This window comes from Arthrobacter sp. 05T45 (genome assembly GCF_056395875.1).
Genome location: NZ_JBFTKI010000019.1, coordinates 62,226 through 84,070, shown reverse-complemented (window position 1 = coordinate 84,070; position 21,845 = coordinate 62,226). Strand labels below are relative to the sequence as shown.

The following is a 21,845-nucleotide window of genomic DNA, read 5'->3' as shown; positions in this document are numbered from 1 at the left end:
GCTTATCGTCGGGCTCCCGGGAGCTTGACCTTCACAGTTTCCCACGCGGAGCGCACGGCGTCATGTTCCTTGGAATCCTCGCCGAAAAGCTCCTTGGCAGAGGCGGCTGTGGCCTTGGCGAAGGCACCGAACGTGGCGGTGGGGGACAGCTTGCCGCCCGTCAGGGTCTCGTACCAGATCTGTGCCGGTGCGTCCCAGGCATTGCCGCCGAGGGCGGTGGCCACCAGGCAGAACGCGCGGTTGGGGATGCCGGAGTTGATGTGCACGCCGCCGTTGTCCGCGCCTGTGCGCACGTAGCCGTCCATCGAGTCCGGCTGCGGGTCCTTGCCGAGCACGTCGTCGTCGTATGCCGTTCCCGGAGCCTTCATGGAACGCAAGGCGGCCCCCTGCACCTGGTCGGTGAAGAGACCTTCGCCGATCAGCCAGCTGGCCTCCGCCGTCGACTGCTTCCGCACATACTGCTCAACGAGGGCCCCGAAGACATCGGACATCGATTCGTTCAGGGCGCCGGCCTGGTTGCGGTAGACCAGCCCGGCCGAGTACTGGGTCACGCCGTGGGTGAGCTCGTGGCCAATGACGCTCAGGGATTTCGTGAACCGCCCGAAGACCTGGCCGTCACCGTCGCCGAAGACCATTTGCTGGCCGTCCCAGAAAGCGTTGTCGTACAGGCGGCCGTAGTGGACCGTGGCATCGAGGTGCAGGCCTTTGCCGTCGATCGAATTGCGTCCGAAGGCCTCGGCGTAGAGGCGGTGGGTGTGCCCCAGTCCGTCATAGGCCTCGTCGGCGGCGGGATCGCCGGTGGGCGGTTCGCCTTCTTTGCGGACCACGCTTCCGGGCAGCTTCTCGGTGGACTTGGCGTCGTAGACCGTCCGTTCCGGCGGGGACGGCTTGAGTTCCCGCAGGCCCGGACGGCTGCCGGGCCCGGGCACTGCGCGGGAGGCCTGGAACCCCGGGACGTGTTGCAGGGCCTGCTTTGCCCCGTGGGCGGCCCTGGAGAGCTCCGGCTTTTGCTGTGCGGCCAGCCTGCGGAGCAAATAGGGCGGAACGATGGAACAGTACACAGTTGAGAAGAACATTTGAGACCCCCTTCATGCTTCGGAGCCGGCAGGGTAGCCCGCCACCGATGAAAACAGCCTACGAGGGAGCACCGACAATCGGCAGGGGCAAAGCCGCTGGATTTCCGCGGTCTTTTGGCGGGATTCAGGGCACAAAAAACCCCGCCGTTTCAATGAAACAGCGGGGTTTGCCGGCGATGCCGGTATTTTGTGCCCTCGATTGGAATCGAACCAACGACCTTCTGCTCCGGAGGCAGACGCTCTATCCCCTGAGCTACGAGGGCAGTCAGGGTTCCTGCCGTTACCGGCGGGACGTCCTAGAGCTTAGCAGGAAGGTGGCCTCCAACGGAAAACCATGGAAAACGGTCGCTCATTTGTGGAGTCAAGTGGCGGTCCAACGCGGCCTATGTGCGGGGTCCGCAGCTTGGCCGATCCCGCGGTTTGGCCGGTCCGCTCAGCAGCGGCGTCAGTAGCCGGTGAACGTATCCACATGGACCCGGCGGGCGCCCGCGCCACGGGCCGCGGCCCGCAGCGAACGCACGCTGGCGGGCGAGCCGGAGATGAAGACTTCCCGGCCGCCGATGTCCGGCACCAGGTCCTTGAGGGCCGCCGCGTCAATCCTTCCGGCGCCTGCGTCCTCCATGTTGGCCGGCGGCGCCGAACCGTCGGCCAGCCGGGCCACGATGCGCGCCCCCGAGCGCTGGAGCTCCTCGGCGTAGCCCAGTTCGGCGGCACTCTTGGCCAGGTACAGCAGGACAACGTCGCGGTCCCCGGCCGGGTTTCCGGCCGACGCCCCGGCCAGCTGGGCCACATACGGGGTGATCCCGATTCCGGCCGCGACGAGCAGCACGGGGGTGGCCGGGTCCCGGGGCAGGACGAAGTCGCCGCTCACCGTGGTGGCGGTGAGCCCGGCGCCGGGTGCCAGGGACAGCAGCGAGCGCTTGGCTGAGGACACCGGTTCGGCCGTCCCCACCCCGATCGTCAGCAGGGAGGCTCCGGGGGCGCTGGTCAGGCTGAACACGCGCCGGATTCCCTTGCCGTCACCCTTCCCATCGCCCCTGGCGGCGCGAGCGTCGCCGGCCGTGTCCGGGGGCAGGTGGAGCTCCAGGGCCTGTCCGGGAGCGAAGCGCACCGGACGTTCCGGGCGGAAGCTGAATTCCGTCGTCGTGGGCGTCAGCGGACGGCTCGCGACGAACGCCAGCCGGACCCCGCCCCGCTGTCCGACGGCGAAGGCAAGCGCGTTGCCCGCGAGCAGCGCCAGCTCGGGGGAGTTGGCCACAAACCCCAGGTTGTAGGGGACGGCAAACAGTGCCCCGACGACGGCGGCCAGCGCCAGCTGCTGCCAGCGCCGCGGGGGCAGGGTGAGCGGCTCGGTGAGCATGAACCCGACGAAGAACAGCACAGGCCGCTGCGCGAGCGTCTGCCACAGGGCCTCGGGGAGATTCATCCCGGCCTGGAGCAGATCGGCGGCCACGATGGACACGGCAACCACGGTGAAGACGGCGGCCATGGCGAACTTCCGGGTCCGGTAGAGCACCAGCAGCACCCCTGGCAGCACCAGCCAGAGCATGGCCGGCGTCGCGGCCCACCAGGTGGCAATGTTGAGCCCGGTCAGCCCGGCCAGGAACGCGCCCGCCGCGGCCGGATTGAAGATGTGCCGGCCGCGCCAGGCCAGCGCATACTTCGAGGCCGAGGCCAGTACGCAGGCCAGGGCGGCGCCGGCGATCTCCGCCAGCTGGAGGCCCTGGGTCAGCTCGCTCGGCCAGAAAAGGAAGTACAGCAGCAGGCCGGTGATGAGTGAGGATTCCGTGTGCGGCCGCACATGGAACAGTGCGGCCAGCCCCTGACTGGAGGCGTACGTCAGGCCAAGGCACAGGGCAAGGTGGGCCAGCATTTCCGGCAGCCCGAACGTCAGCCAGCCCAGCACATTGAGCAGCAGGCTGTAGCCGGCCAGGACGGCCAGGACCCACAGCACCAGCCGGTACATCGTGAGCCGGCCCAAGGCGGTGTCCAGCCTCGAGCCGAGGGCTGCGGTGGTGATGGCAGTCATGAGAACAGGGCCCCTTCGAAGTCGGCTGAATATTCCGCGTGCCCGTCCGCATAAACCGTGAGCCAGGCGCAATCGAACTCCTGCTCCAGCCGCGGACCGTCGACAAAGAACAACGCAGTGGCCAGCGCATCCGCCACCATCGCGGTCCCGGCCATGGCCCAGCTGGCGACAACGGTACGCACCGGCGCTCCCGTGGTGCCGTCCAGGACATGATGGAACCCGTCGCCCCAGGCGCGCCGGTTGGCGGCGGAAGCGCACAGGGCACCGGCCCCCAGCTGGACGGTGCCGATTGCCCGGGTGGGATCGTAGGGGTGCTCGAGGGCAACCGCCACCGGATCCGGCCCCGGATTCAGCAGGTCCCCGCTGGCATCGATGAAATGCCCGGCGCAGCCGCCGTCCCGGAGCTGGGCGGAGAGCAGATCGGCCAGCTGGCCCTTTCCGGCCGCGCCGACGTCGATCACCACCGGAACCGTGGTGGTCAGCGCGGTGCCCTGCCAGTCCAGCGCATCCTCCCACCGGGGCGCGGGAAGCGGCGCACCGCCCGGGCGCAGGGTGTAGGTGGCGTCGTAGCCCAGGCGCTCCAGGCTCCCGCCGATGAGCGGGGTCATCGCACCCCCGGTGAGCCGGTACAGGGTGCCGTACAGCTCGCCCAGGGCGGCCCCTTCGGCGGGCAGCTCAATGCGGCCAGGCGTCCGGGCTGCGTCGGCAATGAGCGCATCGGGGCGGAACCGGGACCACGCGGCGTCGTACTCCGCCACCGTGGCGAGCAGGCCGCGGCGGAGCTCGCCGGAGAGCCGGGACGGGGTGGAAATCTCCCAGCGGGTCCCGATCCCGTCAAAGCTGAAGTGCGTCCAGCCCGGATGCGCCACGATTCCTCTGTTCCCTTGTTGCGCTATTGGGCCTGTGACTTGATCTTCGCCACGGCCTGGTTGAAGCCGCCGCTGGTCAGCGAGGATCCGGCCACTTTGGAAACCTTGATCTCGTCGAGCTTCTTGCCAACAACCTGGGACTGGATGCCGCCGGCGAACTCGCCCTGGAACTTTCGGGTGTTCGGATTCGAGGGGTGCTGCGTGATCTTCACGTCGGACACGGCACCGCCGGCCAGCGTCAGCTCCACGCCCACGGTCTCAGTGCCGTTGGGGGAGGTGTAGTTTCCGTCGGCGCTGTACGTGCCGTCCTTGTAGGAACCGGTACCGGCGGTCCCGGAAGCTGCGGGCGGCGCGGCCTCTGCGGCCGGGGCCTGCGCAGAAGGGGCGCAGCCAGCCGCAGTTCCGGCCACGGAGAGGCCGGCAATGCCGACGAGGACGCTTTTGCGGAAGGCGGTATTCATGCGGGACTCGATTCTTTGCGGGGATCGGACAGCGAACAATGTGGAGGCACTGACACGGTTGCAGACGTTGAATTCAGGGTAACGGTTCACCCTGGGCGCGAGGCCTTGATGACCTTGGGTATTCCCGTAACCGGCCCCGCCGTCATGCCGGGCGCCAGATTCCGCCGCACTCCGGGCCCACCGGTAGGCTAGAAGTGTGACCCCAGAAGAACTCTCCCTCGCCATATCCGCCTGCCTGAAGGACGCCGTCGCCGCCGGTGACATAGCCCTCTCCGCGGCCGACATCCCGGATGAGGTGCGCGTGGAGCGCCCCAAGAACAGGGACCACGGGGACTGGGCCACCAACGTCGCCCTCCAGCTGGCCAAAACGGCGGGCATCAACCCGCGGGAGTTCGCGTCCGTCCTGAGCGCCCGGCTCAAAACGATCGACGGCGTGTCCGCGGTGGACATTGCCGGCCCCGGCTTCCTGAACATCACGGTGGACGCCGCTGCCGCCGGTGCCCTCGCCAAGGCGATCGTCGAGGCCGGTGCGGCCTACGGCACCAACACCGCGCTCGCCGGGCACGTGGTCAACATGGAGTTTGTCTCGGCCAACCCCACCGGCCCGCTGCACATCGGCCACACCCGCTGGGCCGCCCTCGGCGACGCGATCGCCCGCGTCCTCCGGGCCTCCGGTGCCGACGTCACTGCCGAGTACTACATCAACGACGCCGGTTCCCAGATGAACGTGTTCGCGAACTCCGTGTTCGCGAGGCTGCACGGCCTGGACGTGCCCCAGGGCGGCTACCCGGGCCAGTACATCGCGGACCTCGGCCACGAGGTGCTCACCGAGCACCCGGACATCCGCGAACTCACCGAAGTGGCGGCCCTGCCGGTGATCCGGGGCGCCGCCTACAAGGCGCAAATGCATGACATCAAGCAGACGCTGGCCGAGTTTGGCGTCGACTTCGATGTCTACTTCTCCGAGCAGGAGCTCCACGACGCCGGCGCGATCGAGGACGCCGTCGCCCGCCTGCGCGAACAGGGCCACGTGTTCGACGACGGCGGCGCGGTCTGGTTGCGCACCACCGACTTCGGCGATGACAAGGACCGCGTGATGGTCCGCGCAAACGGTGAGCCCACGTACTTCGCCGCCGACGCCGCCTATTATCTGTCCAAGAAGGACCGCGGCTACACCGAGAAGATCTACCTCCTCGGCGCCGACCACCACGGCTACATCAACCGGCTCAAGGCCATCGCGGCAGCCGCCGGGGACGACCCCGAGATCAACATCGAGGTCCTGATCGGCCAGCTGGTCTCCGTCAACGGTGCCAAACTGTCCAAGCGCGCCGGCAACATCATCGAGCTCAAGGACCTCATTTCCTGGCTCGGCAAGGACGCCGTCCGGTACTCGCTGGCCCGGTTCCCCGCCGATTCGCCGCTGACGCTGGACCCGGAGCTGCTGAAGAAGCACAGCAACGAAAACCCGGTGTTCTACGTGCAGTACGCCCACGCCCGCTCCCGCGGCGCCGCCCGCAACGCCGTGGCCGCCGGCGTGGAGCGCCGCGTGGACGGCATAGACAGCTTCAACGCCGCCCTACTGGACCACCCAACCGAAAACGAGCTGCTCTCGCACCTGGGCAGCTATCCCTCGATCGTGGCCAAGGCCGCTGAGCTGCGCGAGCCGCACCGCGTGGCCCGCCACCTCGAAGTGATCGCCGGCGCCTACCACCGCTGGTATGACGCCTGCCGCGTGGCGCCGCAGGGCGAGGAGCCCATCACCGACACCAACCGCACCAGGCTGTGGCTCAACGACGCCACCAGCCAGGTGCTGGCCAACGGACTGGAACTGCTGGGCGTCTCGGCGCCGGAACGGATGTAACCGCCATGACCGCGAATTCAGGACAGTCCCCGCTCGCCCCGGACTGGCTCGAGGTCCCCGCCGACCTCAATGCCCTCCACGAACCGCTGTGGGCGGGCGGTGTTGCGCGCAACGACGACGGCGAGCTCACCATCGAGGGGCTGACGGTCAGTGAGCTTCAGCGCCAGTACGGCACGCCGCTGTTCGTGCTGAGCGAGACCGATTTCAGGGCCCGGGCCCGGGCGTTCAGCGACGCCTTCAACGACGCCTTCGCCGATATTTGCGGGGGAGTGGACGTCTACTACGCCGGCAAGTCCTTCCTGTGCACCTCCGTGGTCCGCTGGGTCGAGGAAGAGGGGCTGCGCCTGGACACGGCGTCCGGCGGCGAACTCGCCGTGGCCTTCCGCGCCGGCATCCCCGGCGCCGACGTCGCCCTGCACGGGAACAACAAGTCCGACGGCGAAATCCACCGGGCGCTGGACATGCAGCTGGGACGGATCGTGGTGGACAGCCTCGACGAGCTCGAACGCGTCGCGGCGATCGCCGCCAACCGGGGCGACACCGCCAGGGTGATGCTGCGGCTGACCCCCGGAGTGCACGCCCACACCCACGAATTCATCGCCACGGCCCACGAGGACCAGAAATTCGGCCTGTCCATGGCCGGGGACTCCACGGACCAGGCCGGACTGTCCGCCGCAGAGGAAGCCGTGGCCGCGGCCACCGGGCACGCCAGCATCGAACTGCTGGGCCTGCACTGCCACATCGGCTCGCAGATCTTCGAACCGGACGGCTTCGCCCTCGCCGCCGAGAGGCTGCTGGACTTCCTGGCAGCGATGCAGTCGAAGTACTCCATCGTGCTGCCCGAGCTTGACCTCGGCGGCGGCTACGGCATCGCCTACACCCCCGTGGACACCCCGCGCCCGGCCGCCGAAATCGCGCAGGCGATGGCCGCCGTCGTCCGTTCCAAATGCGCTGCCCTCGGCATAACCGCCCCCCGGATTTCGATCGAACCGGGCCGCGCGATCGTCGGAAGCACCACCTTTACGCTGTATGAGGTCGGCACGCTCAAGACCGTCCGGGTGGATACCCCGGCCAATGCTGGTGCCGCGGCCGGGCATAACGGAGCCGGGGACGTTACGCACCCGCGCCGCTATGTGTCGGTGGACGGCGGGATGAGCGACAACCCCCGGCCGGTGCTGTACGACGCGGATTATTCGGCGATTCTCGCCTCGCGGAGCTCCGACGCGGCGCCGCAACTGTCCCGAGTGGTGGGCAAACATTGCGAGAGCGGCGACATAGTTGTTAGAGATGTATATCTGCCCGAGGACGTGGCAGCCGGTGATCTGCTTGCTGTACCGGGGACCGGCGCCTACTGCTGGGCCCTGTCAAGCAACTACAACTATCTGGCCCGGCCGGGCGTTATCGCTGTCAGCGACGGATCTGCCCGGCTCATTGTCCGCGGGGAAACCGAAGAAGATTTGCTCAACCGCGACATGGGAGTCTGAATGTCTGAATTGCGAACCCTGAAAGTGGCCCTCCTGGGCTGTGGCAACGTTGGGGCCCAGGTTGCGCGGATTCTCATTGACGACGCCGACGCCCTCGCCGCGCGCACCGGCGCCCGGCTGGAACTGCAGGGCATCGCGGTGCGCAACCTCGATGCCAAGCGCGACGTCGAGCTGCCGCAGGAGCTGTTCACCACTGACGCCGAAGTCCTCGTCAAGGACGCCGACGTCGTCATTGAACTCATGGGCGGCATTGAGCCGGCCCGGACCCTGATCCTCACCGCCATGCGGCACGGTGCCTCTGTTGTCAGCGGCAACAAGGCGCTCCTGGCCCAGGACGGCCCCACACTGTACGAGGAAGCGGACAAGGCCGGGGTGCAGCTGTCCTACGAGGCCGCCGTGGCCGGCGCCATCCCCATCCTGCGGCCCATCCGCGACAGCCTGTCCGGCGACCGGATCACCCGGGTGCTCGGGATTGTCAACGGCACCACCAACTTCATCCTCGACCAGATGGACTCCACCGGCGCGCAGTTCGCCGACGCGCTGGCCGAGGCCCAGCGCCTGGGCTACGCGGAAGCCGACCCCACGGCCGACATCGAAGGCTACGACGCCGCCGCCAAGGCCGCGATCCTCGCCTCACTGTCCTTCCACACGCGGTTCGCCCTGGAAGACGTCTCGTGCGAGGGCATCACGTCGGTCACCGCGGCGGACATCGCCGCCGCCAAGGAAGCCGGCTTTGTCATCAAGCTGCTGGCCATTGCCGAGAAACTGGTTGACGAGGACGGCAAAACCGGCGTCTCGGTCCGTGTACACCCCACGCTCCTGCCCCGCGAGCACCCCCTCGCCGCTGTCCGCGGTGCATTCAACGCCGTCTTCATCGAAGCCGAGAATGCCGGCGAGCTCATGTTCTACGGCCAGGGTGCCGGCGGCACCCCGACGGCGTCCGCCGTGCTGGGCGACCTCGTCTCCGCGGCCCGCCGCATTGTCCTGGGCGGCCCCGGCCGCACCGAAACCACCACGGGGCACGTGCCATCGCTGCCCATCGACGCGGCCGTCACCAGCTACTACATCGGACTCGACGTCGCGGACCAGCCCGGTGTCCTGGCCAGGATCGCGCAGCTCTTCGCGGAGCACGGCGTGTCCATCGAAATCATGCGGCAGACCATTCACCGCGACGCCGACTCCAACGTGGAATCGGCCGAGCTGCGGATCGTGACACACCGTGCACGCGAAGCCGCACTTGCAGCAACCGTCGAGGCCGTCAGGCGCCTGGACGTCATCAATTCCGTCACATCCGTACTCCGGGTAGAAGGAGTCTAAGTGGCTCACCAATGGCGCGGTGTCATCCGCGAATACGCCGACCGTCTTCCTGTCACGGAAGCGACCAAGGTCATCAGCCTGGGCGAGGGCGGCACCCCGCTCGTGCATGCCCGCCACCTCTCCGAGCTGACCGGCAGCACCGTATACCTCAAGGTCGAAGGCATGAACCCGACCGGTTCCTTCAAGGACCGCGGCATGACAATGGCCATGACGGCAGCGGTGGCTGCCGGCGCCAAGGCCGTGGTCTGCGCCTCCACCGGCAACACCTCCGCCTCCGCCGCGGCCTACGCGACGGCGGCCGGGCTGCAGTGCGCGGTGCTGGTCCCGGAGGGCAAGATCTCCATGGGCAAGCTCAGCCAGGCAGTCGCGCACGGAGCCACGCTGCTGCAGGTGGACGGCAACTTCGACGACTGCCTCGACATCGCCCGCAAGCTCGGCGAGTCCTACCCGGTGTTCCTGGTCAACTCCGTCAACCCGGCCCGGATCGAAGGCCAGAAGACCGGCGCCTTCGAAGTGGTGGATTCGCTCGGCGACGCCCCCGACTTCCACGTGCTCCCGGTGGGCAATGCCGGCAACATCAGCGCGTACTGGAAGGGCTACAAGGAATACGCTGCGGCGTTTGAGTCGCCCACCGCCGGGTCGCTGCCCGCCGTGTCCACCAAGACACCCGTCATGTGGGGCTTCCAGGCCGCAGGGGCGGCACCCTTCGTGGCCGGCCACCCCATCACCGAGCCCGACACCATTGCCACCGCCATCCGGATCGGCAACCCGGCCTCCTGGGACACCGCCGTGGCGGCCCGGGATGAATCCGGCGGCGTGATCGAGGCCGTCACGGACGAGGAAATCCTGTCCGCGCACCGGTGGCTCTCCGCCCGGGAAGGCGTTTTCGTGGAGCCCGGCTCCGCTGCCGGCGTCGCCGGGCTGATCAAGAAGCACGCGGCCGGGGAAGTGCCGGCAGGCAAGACGATCGTGATCACGGTGACCGGTCACGGACTCAAGGACCCGCAGTGGGCCCTGCGCACCGAGGACGGCAGCGACGTGCAGCCGGTCAAGGTCTCCAACGACGTCGTCACCGTCGCCGCAGCACTGGGACTGGAAGAAAAATAACGTTGGAAACAACCGTCACCGTCCCGGCCGAATCAGCTGCCGGCTCCCCGGCTGTTCCGGCGGGCCAGCTGGTCACCGTGCGTGTCCCGGCCACGAGCGCCAACCTGGGCCCCGGGTACGACAGCCTCGGCCTGGCCCTCTCGCTGCATGACACGCTGACCGTGGAAACCCTGGCCAGCGGTGAACTTGAATTCGAGCTCAGCGGCGAGGGTGCCGAGTCCCTGCCCCGCGATGCGACGCACCTCGTGGTCAAGGCCCTGACCGAGGCCCTGCACCGCCTTGGGTTCCGGCACGAAGGCCTGCGGATCACGGCGGACAACGTCAACCCGCACGGACGGGGCCTGGGCTCATCGGCCTCGGCCGTGGTGGCGGCCGTCAGCGCCGCCAATGCCCTGGTTCCGGAGGCCTCCCGGCGTGGCCGCGACTGGATCCTGCAGCTCACAAGCGAAATGGAAGGCCACCCGGACAACGTTGCACCCGCCATTTTCGGCGGACTGGCGCTGTCATGGCAGGACAGTGACCAGTACAGCAGCACGTGCGCGTCCGTGGCGGCCTCGGTGATCCCCGTGGTCGCTGTGCCCGACTACGAGCTCTCCACTGAGGCCGCCCGGGCCCTTTTGCCCGCCTCGGTGGGCCACCATGCCGCGGCCATGAACTCCGGCCGCGCCGCCCTGCTGATCCATGCCCTGACCACGAACCCGGAATTCCTGCTGCCCGGCACCGAGGACTACCTGCACCAGAGCTACCGCGCCGAGGCCATGCGGCCCAGCGCGGAACTGATCGGCGCGCTGCGCCGGGCAGGGCACGCCGCCGTCGTATCCGGCGCCGGACCCACCGTGCTGGTCCTGGCCAACGGCGAAGCGGAAGCCCGTGAGGTTGTGGACTTCATCGGCGCCCACACCGCGGGCAACACGCCGGAAGTGGGCTGGCGCGTGATGAAGCTGGCCGTGGACGTTGAAGGTGCTAAAGTGGAAGTGCACCGGCGGTAAATACGCAGGCGGTAAATTTTTAACCGTTGTAAGACCGCGATGTTGGCCACGTAGCCTCTTTCATCTTTCACTGCGCAATATTTTCCGGTGCCACCTGCTTTCGGTCTGACGCAGGAATCAGCAGAATTGATCTGCCCCCTGAAACTCAGCCCGCCGTTCCTCATTTCTCGGATCGTGCATGGTGAAGCAATATCCGGCCCTGCTGGCCGATATACATCCGGCAAGGCCGAAATCCCGGCTGCAGATCTGAACTGCAGCCCAGATCAAATCACCGCGTCCAGCTCTTAGCCTGGACGCCGTCGAGGGGGAAGGATCCTTCGTGACCGAAACCACTGAGCTGTCTCCGGCTGTGGATACATCTTCTGCTGCCGAATCAACGGCAGCACCCGCCAAGAGCAGCGGCCTTGCAGGCCTTAAGCTCGCCCAGCTCCAGGCCCTCGCCAGCCAGCTGGGCATTTCCGGCGGTTCCCGCATGCGCAAGGGTGATCTGGTCACGGCCATTTCCGCCCACCGCGCAGGCACCCCGGTAAGCAAGGCTCCGGCCCGCGCTGCCGAAAAGGCGAGCGACAACGGCACTGTGTCCCACGCAGCGGCCCCGGCAGCTGCGCCCGCAACAGCGCCCGCCGCCGATGACGCCCCCGCCCAGGAAAGCCCCCGCGCCCGCCGTGGCCGCAGCCGCCGCGCAGGCAGCGACGGAGTCGTCACGGCGCCCGTCGTTGAGGCACCCGCCGCCGCCCCGGCTGAAGCCCCCGCGGTTTCCACCGACTCCGGCGCCTCCGCCACTGCCGAATCCGGTTCTGCCGTTTCCGGGACCGAAGGCAGCGACCGCACGAGGCAGCCGCGCACCCGCAACCGCCGCCGCGGCGAAGCCGCAGCCCAGGCCACCGAGGCCGGCCAGACCGCCGTCGAGGCCCAGGCCGAACAGCCCGCCATTGAACAGCGCGAACAGCGCACTGAACAGCGCGAACAGCGCACTGAACAGCGCGAACAGCGCACTGAACAGCGCGAGCCCGGCAGCGAAGACGGCCAGCGCCGTGACACCCGCACCCGTGGCGGCCGCGACGACTCGGCCGGCACCCGCGAGAGCACCCGCGAAAACACCCGCGACAGCGATGATTCTGACGGCGGAAGCCGCCGGAACCGCCGCAACCGTCGTGACCGCAACGACCGCGGTGACCGCCAGGGCCAGCAGGACAGCCGCGACAACTCCTCGCGCAACGACCGCTTCCGCGACCGCAACGACCGCCGCCGCGGGCGTCAGCAGGGACCCGACGTCGACGACGTTGAGGTCACCGAGGACGATGTCCTGCTGCCGGTCGCCGGTATCCTCGACGTGCTCGAGAACTACGCGTTCATCCGCACCTCCGGTTACCTGCCGGGCCCGAACGACGTCTACGTCTCCCTCGCCCAGGTCAAGAAGTACAACCTGCGCAAGGGCGACGCCGTCGTCGGCGCCATCCGTGCACCCCGCGAAGGCGAAGCCCAGCAGGGGAATCAGCAGCAGTCCGCCCGCCAGAAGTTCAACGCCCTGGTCCGCGTCACCTCGGTGAACGGCAAGACGCCGGAAGAGCTCAAGGACCGCGTCGAATTCGCGAAGCTCGTCCCGCTCTACCCCTCCGAACGCCTGCGTCTCGAGACGGACCCGAAGAAGATCGGCCCGCGCGTCATCGACCTCGTTGCCCCGATCGGCAAGGGCCAGCGCGGTCTGATCGTTTCGCCGCCGAAGGCCGGCAAGACGCTCATCCTGCAGTCCATCGCCAACGCCATCACCACCAACAATCCTGAGGTCCACCTCATGATGGTGCTCGTTGACGAACGTCCCGAAGAAGTCACGGACATGCAGCGCACCGTCAAGGGTGAGGTCATTGCCTCCACCTTCGACCGTCCCGCCGACGACCACACCACCGTGGCCGAGCTTTCCATCGAGCGCGCCAAGCGCCTCGTGGAAATGGGCATGGACGTTGTGGTGCTCCTGGACTCCATGACCCGCCTGGGCCGTGCCTACAACCTGGCAGCACCGGCCTCCGGCCGCATCCTGTCCGGTGGTGTGGACTCCGCAGCGCTGTACCCGCCGAAGCGCTTCTTCGGTGCAGCCCGCAACATCGAAAACGGCGGCTCGCTGACCATCCTGGCCACCGCGCTCGTCGAGACCGGTTCCAAGATGGACGAGGTCATCTTCGAAGAGTTCAAGGGCACCGGCAACATGGAACTGCGCCTGTCCCGCCAGCTCGCGGACAAGCGCATCTTCCCGGCCGTGGACGTCAACGCGTCCGGTACCCGCCGTGAGGAAAACCTGCTTTCCCCCGAGGAAGTCAAGATCATGTGGAAGCTGCGCCGCGTCCTGTCCGGACTCGAAACGCAGCAGAGCCTTGAGCTGCTGACCAACAAGATCCGGGAGACCCAGAGCAACGTCGAGTTCCTCATGCAGGTGCAGAAGACGACGCTTGGTGCGAAGTCCGATAACGACAAGTAGCTGGCTTTCGCCGCTCAAAATATGCCGGCCCCGCCCCTCCGCCGGGTGGCCAACGATCTGCGATCGTTAGCCACCCGGCTCCGGCAGGCCCGCAAGGGAGATGACGAGGGCCCCAACCCGAGCTTGCGAGGGTTGGGAGTCATCGACTGCACTCCCTGGCCGGCATATTTTGAGCGGCTTCTGGTTTAACTCACCACCCCCTGGCGGGAGCAACGCGGGGTCACCTACGGCCCATCAGGGCCGCCGGAATGGGCGGTAAGTGACCCCGCGTTGCAGTAACTAGACTTGAGAGAGTCGAAAGAGGTTTGAAAATGTTTGAGTCCGTACAGGGCCTGTTGGATGAGCACGACTCTATCCAGGCTCAGCTGGGGGATCCTGCTGTCTATGCTGACCAGCGGCTGGCCCGGAAGCTGGGGCGGCGTTCTGCCCAGTTGAACGGCATTGTGGAGGCCTACCACCGCTGGGAAGGCATCCGCGATGACCTGGCCGCTGCCAAGGAAATGGCGGACGAGGACCCCGAGTTTGCGGCCGAGGTGCCCGAGCTGGAGGCCGCGCTGGAGCTGGCGGCGGCCAAGCTGCGCCGGCTGCTGATCCCGCGCGACCCGGACGACTCCCGCAACGTGATCCTCGAGGTCAAGGGCGGCGAAGGCGGCGACGAGGCAGCCCTGTTCGCCGCGGACCTGCTGCGGATGTACAGCCGTTACGCGGAATCCCGCGGCTGGAAGACCGAGATCATCTCTGCCACCGAGTCGGACCTCGGCGGGTACAAGGACGTCCAGATGGCCGTCAAGGGCAGCTCGAACGATCCGGCCGAAGGCGTGTACGCCCGGCTCAAGTTCGAAGGCGGCGTGCACAGGGTCCAGCGTGTCCCCGTCACCGAATCCCAGGGCCGCATCCACACCTCGGCCGCCGGCGTGCTGGTGCTGCCCGAAGTGGACGAGCCCGAGGAGCTCGAGATCAACCAGAACGATCTCAAGATCGACGTCTACCGCTCCTCCGGTCCCGGCGGGCAGTCGGTCAACACCACCGACTCCGCAGTGCGCATCACGCACCTTCCCACCGGAATCGTCGTCGCCATGCAGAACGAAAAATCGCAGCTGCAGAACCGTGAGGCCGGCATGCGCGTGCTGCGTGCCCGCATCCTGGCGCACCAGCAGGAGCTGATCGACGCCGAAAACTCGGCGCAGCGCAAGTCGCAGATCCGCACTATGGACCGCTCCGAGCGCATCCGTACCTATAACTACCCGGAAAACCGGATTGCGGACCACCGCACCGGTTACAAGGCCTACAACCTGGACCAGGTCATGAACGGCGACCTGGAACCGGTGATCCAGTCGGCCATCGAATTGGACGAGCAGTCCCGGCTCGACGCCATCGGCGAATAGGCGCGGGTCACTGGTGATGACTGCAGGTGATGGTCCGAGCCTCGCGGAGGCCGTCAGCGAGGCGACGGCGGTCCTCGCGGCGGCCGGCGTGCCCAGCCCGCGCGTGGACGCCGAACTCCTGGCCGAGCACCTGCTCGGCATCGGACTGGGCCGGCTGCGCGCGCTGATGCTCGGGGACGCGCCGGCGCCGGAAGGCTACGCCGACCTGGTCGCCGAACGGGCGCAGCGGATCCCGCTGCAGCACATAACGGGCGTGGCGCACTTCCGCTACCTCGAACTCGCCGTCGGTCCCGGTGTGTTCATCCCGCGGCCGGAGACCGAATCCGTGGTGCAGCTGGTCCTGGACTGGCTCAAGGCCAGCGACGGACTGGCGCACCCCAAGGTCGTGGACCTGGGCACCGGGTCCGGTGCCATTGCAGGCTCGATCGCCCATGAGGTTCCCGGCGCGGAAGTCCATGCGGTCGAGTTCAGCGAATTCGCGCACGCGTGGGCGGCGAAAAACTTGGCTCCCCTGGGCGTCCACCTCATCCGCGGCGACCTGCGCGACGCGCTGGCCGAACACAACGGCACGTTCGACGTCGTCGTCTCCAACCCGCCCTACATCCCCGCCGAAGCGATCCCGAACGAACCCGAAGTGGCGCTGCACGACCCGCCCGAGGCCCTCTACGGCGGGGGAGCGGACGGGATGGAACTTCCGACGGCGGCGGCCGCCTCGGCTGCCCGCCTGCTGGTTCCCGGCGGCTACTTCGTGATGGAGCACGCCGAGGTCCAGTCGGAATGGATCGCCGCGATGCTCAAACGCGCCGGGGTGTTCGCCGAGGTGACAACGCACCGTGACCTCAACGGCAAGGACCGCGCCACCAGCGCCGTCCTGGCACCGTCAGGGCCTACGGCCGCGAAAAATCGTGTGACAAGTGATGAAAGAATAGGCCAGTGACGACTAGCTACGATTGCACGGCGGCCGAGCAGCGCGCTGCGGGACTTGAGCACGCCCAACGGGCCATCCGGGAGAACAAGTGCGTGGTCTTTCCCACGGACACGGTCTACGGGATTGCGGCCGACGCCTTTTCACCCCTTGCCGTGACCCTGCTGCTCGCCTCCAAGGGCCGGAGCCGGAAGATGCCGCCGCCCGTGCTGATCCCCAGGCTGAACGCCCTCGATGGCCTGGCCACGGACGTTCCGGCCGAGGCGCGGTGGCTGGCCGAGGCGTTCTGGCCCGGCGGCCTGACCCTGATCCTGCATGCCCAGCCGTCGTTGGACTGGGATCTCGGCGAGACCAAGGGCACGGTCGCCCTGCGGATCCCGGCCGACGAGATCGCCCAGGACCTGCTGACGCTTACCGGACCCCTCGCGGTGTCCTCCGCTAACCGCACCGGGCACGCCGCGGCGCAGACCGCCGCGGACGCCGAAGCCCAGCTGGCGGAATCCGTGGAGGTTTACCTGGAGGGCGGACCCCGGCCCGCCGACGGCGCCGAGGCCCTCGCCTCGACCATCGTCGACGCGACGGCGCTGCCCTTGCGCGTCGTCCGGCAGGGAGCCATCAGCCTCGACCGCCTGCGCGGCGTGGTGCCCGGCGTCCTGGACATCGACGGCAACGCCCCCGATGCTGCGGACGCTCCGGAGCCGGCCGCAGAGTCCGCCGCCGCAGAGTCCGCCGCTGCGCCGGGCGACGCTGCGCCGGAGCCCGGTTCCGCATGACGCTGGAGCGTCAGCGCGTCCCTTTCCTCGACGTCGAAGCGACCCCCGTGACGGTGTCCGAGCTGACCGCGGTCCTCAGCACGTTCATGGCCGAGGGCAAGACCCGGATCGTGGTGGGCCACAACCTGCACAGCGTGACGCTGCTGCACTCCGATCCTGCCTTCCGCTCTTTCTATGAGCGCAGCGACGTGGTCCTGATCGACGGCGCACCGGTGCTCTGGCTCTGGGCGAAGACCGGCGAAGAGGACGACGGCAGGGAACCGGTGATGGACTACCGGCTGGGGTCGACCGACTGGATTCCCGCGCTCGGCAATGTCGCGGGACTGGAGCGCATTGCGGTCATCGGTGCAGGCGCCGTGGCCAACGCCGGTGCCGTGGCCAGGCTGCGGGAGATCGTCCCCGGGGCGCGGGTCGACGGGATGCCCGGCGAAGGCTGGAACAAGGAAGTTGAGGAAGCCGCGGTCGAATGGCTGAACCGGCTGCGCCCGCAGCTTGTGCTGCTGGGCCTCGGGATGCCGCTGCAGGAGCAGGTCATGGCCCGCCGGCTTGCCGCGCTTCCGCCTGCGGTCTACTGCACCGTCGGCGGCGCCATCGAACAGATTGCCGGTGTGCAGAAACTGGCGCCGCGCTGGATCGGCCGGCTCGGACTCGAATGGGCATGGCGGCTCATGCTCCACCCGCAGCGGGTAGCCTACCGGGTGTTCGGCGAACCCTGGGTGCTGCTGGGCCTGCTGCTCCGCCGGCGCCTGCGCCGGCAGCCCTAGGCTGCCGGCGGGGCTGCGGGCGGGGGAGCACGGTCAGAACTTCTGGTCCTCCAGCGGGCCGAAGCCCTTGCCGCGGAGCCCGGCGGAAAAGGCGCGGAACCAGTCAGCGAGCCCGCGGAAGTCGCCGCTGCGCAGGAAGTAGCCGAGGTAGCCGCCCACATCCGCGATGAAGGACTTGACCCGGAAGTGGCGGCGGATCATGTACCCGCGGTTCCGGTAGTAGAAGTAGCGCTTGAAGGCGGAATCCGGAACGATCACGTGCCACCGCGCACCGAAGACGTGCTTGGTTTCAGCGAAGGCGTGCGGGTGCGTGATGGCGGCGGTGGTCACCGTGCCGAAGCGGATCCCGGCCTTCCTGAGCCTGAGCGTGAAGTCCACCTCGTCGCCACGGATGAAAAGGCGCATGTCCGGCAGGCCGACTTTGAAGAAGACATCGGAACGGATCAGGGCGCCGTTGAAGAAGTGCCCGTCGTCGGGCAGGAATCCGACCTTTTCCACCTCCGCGCGCTCATGCGTGACCTTGCCGCCCAGCCGGAAGAAAAAGGACAGCTGGTCCGGGTGGCCGGGGGCCACCACGAGGGGCACGACGGCGTCCAGACCACGTTCCTGGGCCTCACGGAGCAACGTGGCAAGGCAGTCGGGATCTGCCGGTTCGGCGTCGTCGTCCATCATCCAGATCCAGTCAGCCCCGCTGGCCACGGCCTTGAGGATGGCCAACGAGAATCCGCCGGCGCCGCCAAGGTTTGCCTCGGACCGGACATAGTCCACGTTGGCGTGCTGGCCGGCAACGTCCGTCGACGGCACGGTGCCGCTGTCGACGAGGCAAATGGACTGCACTGGAGCGGTCTGGTTGTTGATGGCGTCCATCAGGACCGCCAGCTCCCTGGGACGGTCAAACGTCACGGCAGCGACTGCAACCGAGGGGGTCATCGCGGGGTCCTTTCAGCACGACCGTCAGTGGTTTTCCCGCCGGCAGAGGGCCGTGTGACGCGAAGACAGGCGGCCGTTGGCATTAGTATCTTGACTAGAGTCCACTGTAATACAGCCCTGTCAGGCACTACGCACTGCCTGCCCTGCGCACGGCGACGGAGAAGTTTCATTTTTCGAAAGACAGTTCCACCGCAATCGAATCCACCCCATTTCCGCAGCTCACCGGCGCGTCCGGTGCTGCGGGACGTGCCGGCGTGCGGTGCCTGTGCTGACGGTACTGACGGCGTTTGGCTGGTGGTCGTCCCGTGATCATGTACCTGCTCATGATGCTGACGGCAGCGATCGTGACCTACGCGGCGACATGGGGTGCCCGGCTCGCGGGCAACAAGCTGGAGCTGTATTCCCCGATCCGCAGCCGCGACATGCATTCCACCCCGATCTCCCGGCTCGGCGGCCTCGGCATCTTCGCGGGCGTGCTGGTTGCCCTGGTCACAGCGAGCAATTCGTTCTTCGTCAAGGACATCTTCCGGAACAACACGGCGCCATGGGGAATCCTGGCCGGGGCCGCGGTGATCGTCGTTGTCGGCGTGGCGGACGACCTGCTGGACCTGAGGTGGTGGGTCAAGCTGATCGGCCAAAGCGCAGCGGCACTGGTCGTGGCCACCTGGGGGGTCCGGATGACGATCATCCCGTTCATTCCCGAGCCGATCGTGATCCAGAACGAGGCCGTGAGCATTGTGCTGACGGCCGGGCTGATCGTCACCACCATGAATGCGTTCAATTTCATCGACGGACTGGACGGGCTCGCCGCGGGCGTGGCGATCATCGGCGGAGCGGCGTTCTTCCTCACGGCCTACTGGGTCCACCGCACAGCCGTCCTGCTGGACCGCTCGGACCTCGCCACCCTGCTGACCGCCGTCGTGGTCGGCAGCTGCGTCGGCTTCCTGCCGCACAACTGGTTCCCCTCCAAAATCTTCATGGGCGATTCCGGGGCCATGCTGATTGGCCTGCTGATGGCCTCGGCCGGCGTCGTCTCGACCGGCCAGATCAGCTCAGGCCTCTACGACCGGGCCAACGGCATTCCCACGATCATCCCCATCCTGTTGCCGTTCGCGGTGCTGTTCCTGCCGCTGCTGGATCTGTGCCTGGCGGTGGTGCGGCGGACAGCGCTGGGCCGGTCGCCGTGGTCGGCGGACCGCGGACACCTGCACCACAAACTCCTGGACATCGGATACTCGCACCGCGGCGCCGTCGTGCTGATGTACTTGTGGACCTGCATCCTTGCCTTCGGCGGCCTCGCTTTCGCGATCTTCCCCTGGCACATAGTCCTCGCCGTCGATCTGGCCGCCGCGGCAATCATGGCCGTGGCGACTGCCTGGCCGTACCTGCGCCAGCGCGGGCCGCGGCAGATGGCCCGCACTCCCGAATAGCCTGACCGGCATGCCCGGGGAACCCGCTCCGACGCGCTTTTCCGAATAATTTCTATCTAATGTAGAATTCAGGGGCGGTACTTCGCCGCCTGCCTTGACCAGCAATACGCCAGCGACGATTGGGATCTGATGACCTCCAACGCCGAACCGGAACCCGCTTCCGGCAACGGACCCGTTGGCGTCTCCGGCCCCACAAAATCCCTGTGGCTCAGGCTGCTGGCAATGAGTTCCGCGGCCTCCGCCGCAGCACTGGTGTTGACCGGCACGGCTGCCTTCATCTTTAACGGCGCCGTGGGGCTCTGGTCCGCCCTGTTCGGCGGCGCGCTGGTGATGGCCTTCTTTGCCATCAGCCTCGCGGTGGGCCACTTCGTCGGCCGCAACAACCCTTCGGGAGCGATCGGACTGTTCGTCGCGACGTACTTCGTCAAGGTTGTCGGCTTCGCCGTGGTCCTCTTCGTCATCGGCGCCCCGGCCTGGCTGCACGGCCGCTGGTTCCTGATTGGCGCCGTCGTCACCGTCGTGTTCTGGCAGGCAGCCGAAATTTACGGTTTCAGCAAGGCCAGGCTCCAGATTTACAACGATCCCGAAACGCGAAAAGGCGGCACCGATGTTTAGCCGCAAATCCGGCCGCAGGCCAGTTGCCGGACCACGTACCGGACCAGAAAACCAGCCAGCCAAATCACCCAAAACTACGTCCGGTGCCCCCGGTGTATCGACCGACGGAAGCGACGGCGGATACAACGCCGGAATCGCCGTCTTCAGCTACATTGTTGGCGGAATCATCGTCTGGAGTTTGATAGGGTGGGGACTGGATAATCTGTGGGGAACCCGCTGGATTGTGCTCGCAGGCGCTCTGCTTGGAGCTGCGGGAGGGTTCTATCTTTCTCATATGCACGGCCTCACCAGTAACAGAACTTCAGCTGATGACGGCACTGCTGCACGTGGCCCGTCCCAGGACGAGGAACAGTAATGCCAAATAATTTCACAGGGGGAGAGGCGGGCACCAATGTCGCCGGTCCCCGCCCAACGCCCAATGATGGACACTGCAGAGAGGAAACGCGTTGATCGCGCTTGCGCTCCCGGCCCAAGATTCAGGAACCTTCACGCCTCCTGGAATTGAAGAACTTCACCTGCCGGCTATCATCCCCTGGGGTGCTGCCGACGGATTTTCCAAGCAGATGCTGCTGGTAATCCTGTCGGTCGTCATTATCGGTACATTCTTTGTGATCGCTGCACGGAAGCAGCAGCTGGTTCCCGGCAAGCTGCAGTTCGCTGGCGAGGCCGCCTATAGCTTCGTCCGCAACAGCATCGCCAAGGACATTATCGGCGGCCGGGACTTCATGAAGTATGTCCCGCTGCTGTTCACGCTTTTCTTCTTCATCCTCGTGAACAACATCTACGGTGCAATCCCGCTGATCCAGCTTCCCACCTTCTCGCACGTCGGCGGTGCCTACGTGCTCGCCGCGATCGTGTATGTCACCTGGATCGCCGTCGGCATCCGGAAGAGCGGCCTGAAGTACTTCAAGCTGGCCACGGTTCCGTCCGGTGTGCCGTTCTACATTCTCCCGATCGTCGTACCGATCGAGATCATCTCCAACTTCCTGGTCCGCCCGGTCACGCACAGCCTTCGTCTGTTCGCCACCATGCTGGCCGGCCACCTGATCATCATGATCTCCGGTGCGGGCATCGAATACCTCGTGATGCAGGAAAACGTCCTCCTCAAGGGCGCGTCCGTACTCGTCCTTGGCGGTGCGATCGCCATGTACATGCTCGAAGCGCTGATCATGGTGCTGCAGGCCTACGTCTTCACGCTGTTGACCGCGATCTACATCGAAGGCGCGCTGCACGCCGACAGCCACTAGGCGAAGGCCTTCAGGCGCACACGCCAGAAGGCACAACCCCAGCCGGCACAACATAGTCTTCCCCTCACGGGGATGAAGCAACCCAAACAACCTGCCACATGGGTGGCATC

The 21,845-nt window shown here is 67.1% G+C and carries 18 protein-coding genes, 1 tRNA gene and 1 pseudogene; 14 read left to right on the top strand and 6 right to left on the bottom strand.

Annotated features, from left to right (window positions below; translation table 11 throughout):
- Positions 1-2 precede the first annotated feature (2 nt).
- The 5 genes from AC1DGD_RS16465 to AC1DGD_RS16445 form a co-directional block, all read right to left on the bottom strand.
- Positions 3-1,076 (bottom strand): M4 family metallopeptidase, encoded by a 1,074-nt coding sequence (locus AC1DGD_RS16465; protein ID WP_476857527.1) that lies wholly within the window; start codon positions 1,074-1,076, stop codon positions 3-5.
- Positions 1,077-1,266: 190 nt separating this feature from the next.
- A tRNA-Arg gene (locus AC1DGD_RS16460) sits at positions 1,267-1,339 on the bottom strand.
- A gap of 182 nt (positions 1,340-1,521) precedes the next feature.
- Positions 1,522-3,105, bottom strand: coding sequence for an FAD-dependent oxidoreductase (locus AC1DGD_RS16455; protein WP_476857526.1), 1,584 nt, complete (start codon positions 3,103-3,105; stop codon positions 1,522-1,524).
- Positions 3,102-3,974, bottom strand: a complete 873-nt coding sequence (locus tag AC1DGD_RS16450; RefSeq protein ID WP_476857525.1) for an FAD:protein FMN transferase — start codon at positions 3,972-3,974, stop codon at positions 3,102-3,104. The genes AC1DGD_RS16455 and AC1DGD_RS16450 overlap by 4 nt, the downstream gene beginning before the upstream one ends.
- A gap of 23 nt (positions 3,975-3,997) precedes the next feature.
- Positions 3,998-4,435 carry an FMN-binding protein gene (locus tag AC1DGD_RS16445; RefSeq protein WP_476848838.1) on the bottom strand — a complete coding sequence of 146 codons (438 nt, stop codon included), beginning with the start codon at positions 4,433-4,435 and terminating at the stop codon, positions 3,998-4,000.
- 196 nt (positions 4,436-4,631) lie between these two features.
- On the opposite strand from AC1DGD_RS16445, the gene argS reads away from it, so the two are divergent.
- The 10 genes from argS (at position 4,632) to AC1DGD_RS16395 (ending at position 17,513) form a co-directional block, all read left to right on the top strand.
- Complete coding sequence (argS, locus tag AC1DGD_RS16440; RefSeq protein ID WP_476857524.1) at positions 4,632-6,296, top strand: arginine--tRNA ligase; 1,665 nt, start codon at positions 4,632-4,634, stop codon at positions 6,294-6,296.
- Between the two features lie 5 nt (positions 6,297-6,301).
- A complete protein-coding gene (lysA, locus tag AC1DGD_RS16435) occupies positions 6,302-7,780 on the top strand; it encodes a diaminopimelate decarboxylase (RefSeq protein WP_476857523.1) in 1,479 nt (492 codons plus the stop codon).
- Positions 7,781-9,097: a homoserine dehydrogenase gene (locus AC1DGD_RS16430; RefSeq protein WP_476857522.1), complete on the top strand. Its 1,317-nt coding sequence runs from the start codon at positions 7,781-7,783 to the stop codon at positions 9,095-9,097.
- Positions 9,098-10,204 carry a threonine synthase gene (gene thrC, locus AC1DGD_RS16425; protein ID WP_028276075.1) on the top strand — a complete coding sequence of 369 codons (1,107 nt, stop codon included), beginning with the start codon at positions 9,098-9,100 and terminating at the stop codon, positions 10,202-10,204. It begins immediately after the preceding gene.
- Positions 10,205-10,206: 2 nt separating this feature from the next.
- Positions 10,207-11,193, top strand: a complete 987-nt coding sequence (gene thrB / locus AC1DGD_RS16420; protein WP_476857521.1) for a homoserine kinase — start codon at positions 10,207-10,209, stop codon at positions 11,191-11,193.
- Positions 11,194-11,512: 319 nt separating this feature from the next.
- Complete coding sequence (gene rho / locus AC1DGD_RS16415) at positions 11,513-13,666, top strand: transcription termination factor Rho (protein WP_476857520.1); 2,154 nt, start codon at positions 11,513-11,515, stop codon at positions 13,664-13,666.
- A 311-nt stretch (positions 13,667-13,977) separates the two neighbouring features.
- Positions 13,978-15,051, top strand: a complete 1,074-nt coding sequence (gene prfA / locus AC1DGD_RS16410; RefSeq protein WP_079554478.1) for a peptide chain release factor 1 — start codon at positions 13,978-13,980, stop codon at positions 15,049-15,051.
- Between the two features lie 16 nt (positions 15,052-15,067).
- Positions 15,068-15,988 carry a peptide chain release factor N(5)-glutamine methyltransferase gene (gene prmC, locus AC1DGD_RS16405; RefSeq protein ID WP_476857519.1) on the top strand — a complete coding sequence of 307 codons (921 nt, stop codon included), beginning with the start codon at positions 15,068-15,070 and terminating at the stop codon, positions 15,986-15,988.
- Positions 15,985-16,749 carry an L-threonylcarbamoyladenylate synthase gene (locus AC1DGD_RS16400; protein WP_476857518.1) on the top strand — a complete coding sequence of 255 codons (765 nt, stop codon included), beginning with the start codon at positions 15,985-15,987 and terminating at the stop codon, positions 16,747-16,749. Before prmC ends, AC1DGD_RS16400 begins: the two co-directional genes overlap by 4 nt.
- Positions 16,746-17,513 carry a WecB/TagA/CpsF family glycosyltransferase gene (locus tag AC1DGD_RS16395; protein WP_223916033.1) on the top strand — a complete coding sequence of 256 codons (768 nt, stop codon included), beginning with the start codon at positions 16,746-16,748 and terminating at the stop codon, positions 17,511-17,513. Before AC1DGD_RS16400 ends, AC1DGD_RS16395 begins: the two co-directional genes overlap by 4 nt.
- Positions 17,514-17,546: 33 nt before the next feature.
- Here the strand turns inward: AC1DGD_RS16395 and AC1DGD_RS16390 are convergent, their stop codons facing one another.
- Complete coding sequence (locus AC1DGD_RS16390; protein ID WP_476857517.1) at positions 17,547-18,443, bottom strand: glycosyltransferase; 897 nt, start codon at positions 18,441-18,443, stop codon at positions 17,547-17,549.
- Positions 18,444-18,748: 305 nt separating this feature from the next.
- Here AC1DGD_RS16390 and AC1DGD_RS16385 point away from each other — a divergent pair, with 305 nt between their 5' ends.
- From AC1DGD_RS16385 to atpB, 4 genes and pseudogenes are all read left to right on the top strand, one after another.
- On the top strand, positions 18,749-19,873 hold the full coding sequence (locus tag AC1DGD_RS16385) for an MraY family glycosyltransferase (protein WP_476848847.1): 1,125 nt from the start codon (positions 18,749-18,751) through the stop codon (positions 19,871-19,873).
- A gap of 129 nt (positions 19,874-20,002) precedes the next feature.
- Positions 20,003-20,488 carry a Cg1360 family ATP-synthase-associated protein gene (locus AC1DGD_RS16380; RefSeq protein ID WP_230012011.1) on the top strand — a complete coding sequence of 162 codons (486 nt, stop codon included), beginning with the start codon at positions 20,003-20,005 and terminating at the stop codon, positions 20,486-20,488.
- Positions 20,481-20,853, top strand: a pseudogene (locus AC1DGD_RS16375) (hypothetical protein). The gene AC1DGD_RS16380 and the pseudogene AC1DGD_RS16375 overlap by 8 nt, the downstream one beginning before the upstream one ends.
- A gap of 81 nt (positions 20,854-20,934) precedes the next feature.
- On the top strand, positions 20,935-21,735 hold the full coding sequence (gene atpB, locus AC1DGD_RS16370; RefSeq protein ID WP_223916023.1) for a F0F1 ATP synthase subunit A: 801 nt from the start codon (positions 20,935-20,937) through the stop codon (positions 21,733-21,735).
- Positions 21,736-21,845: the final 110 nt, after the last annotated feature.

What these genes read in the sequence shown, in the direction of transcription:
- AC1DGD_RS16445 (WP_476848838.1), bottom strand. Translation starts at nt 4,435, where the DNA reads ATGAATACCGCCTTCCGCAAAAGCGTCCTCGTCGGCATTGCCGGCCTC.
- prfA (WP_079554478.1), top strand. Translation starts at nt 13,978, where the DNA reads ATGTTTGAGTCCGTACAGGGCCTGTTGGATGAGCACGACTCTATCCAG.
- AC1DGD_RS16430 (WP_476857522.1), top strand. Translation starts at nt 7,781, where the DNA reads ATGTCTGAATTGCGAACCCTGAAAGTGGCCCTCCTGGGCTGTGGCAAC.
- AC1DGD_RS16390 (WP_476857517.1), bottom strand. Translation starts at nt 18,443, where the DNA reads ATGACCCCCTCGGTTGCAGTCGCTGCCGTGACGTTTGACCGTCCCAGG.
- AC1DGD_RS16455 (WP_476857526.1), bottom strand. Translation starts at nt 3,105, where the DNA reads ATGACTGCCATCACCACCGCAGCCCTCGGCTCGAGGCTGGACACCGCC.
- AC1DGD_RS16465 (WP_476857527.1), bottom strand. Translation starts at nt 1,076, where the DNA reads ATGTTCTTCTCAACTGTGTACTGTTCCATCGTTCCGCCCTATTTGCTC.
- AC1DGD_RS16395 (WP_223916033.1), top strand. Translation starts at nt 16,746, where the DNA reads ATGACGCTGGAGCGTCAGCGCGTCCCTTTCCTCGACGTCGAAGCGACC.
- lysA (WP_476857523.1), top strand. Translation starts at nt 6,302, where the DNA reads ATGACCGCGAATTCAGGACAGTCCCCGCTCGCCCCGGACTGGCTCGAG.
- AC1DGD_RS16380 (WP_230012011.1), top strand. Translation starts at nt 20,003, where the DNA reads ATGACCTCCAACGCCGAACCGGAACCCGCTTCCGGCAACGGACCCGTT.
- prmC (WP_476857519.1), top strand. Translation starts at nt 15,068, where the DNA reads ATGACTGCAGGTGATGGTCCGAGCCTCGCGGAGGCCGTCAGCGAGGCG.